Below are 449 nucleotides of genomic sequence, written 5' to 3'. Positions count from 1 at the left end.
CGATCGAGCAGGCTGGCGTAGCCGCTGGGGCCGGTGCCGATGAACAGGGCGGTGTCGCTGCCGGCGAGGCTGTGCGGGTTGTAGCCGGCGTCCTCGATGACTTTCCAGACATGGGTCATCAGCAAGCGCTGTTGCGGATCCATGGCTTCGGCCTCGCGGGGGGAGATGCCGAAGAACAGGGGATCGAAGGCCTCCATGGCGTCGATCAGACCGGCGCGGCGGGCGTTGGTCTTGTTGGTTTCGCGCAGCGGATCGCCGAACAGGGCGTCCCAGTCCCAGCGGGAGTCAGGGATGTCGCGGATGGCGTCGAGTCCGTCGCGCAGCGCGGGCCAGAGGCTGGCGAAGTCGGGGGCGCCGGGGAGGTCGGCGCTGATGCCGACGATGGCGATGGGCTCGAGCGTCGGCGCCTGGGCGGGCGTCGGCGCGGAGAGGAAGCGGGTGCGCGCGGG

The 449-nt window shown here is 70.8% G+C and carries 1 protein-coding gene; it reads right to left on the bottom strand.

Annotation, left to right across the window (positions count from 1 at the left end; translation table 11 throughout):
* Positions 1–449: beta-ketoacyl [acyl carrier protein] synthase domain-containing protein (locus C2I19_RS21390; RefSeq protein WP_146056923.1), on the bottom strand; the 449-nt coding region annotated here is incomplete at both ends.

The sequence above is a fragment of the Chromobacterium alticapitis genome (assembly GCF_002924365.1).
Taxonomy (GTDB): Bacteria; Pseudomonadota; Gammaproteobacteria; order Burkholderiales; family Chromobacteriaceae; genus Chromobacterium; species Chromobacterium alticapitis.
The sequence above is the reverse complement of the archived record's forward strand: the minus strand, read 5'-3'. Positions and strand labels throughout refer to the sequence as shown.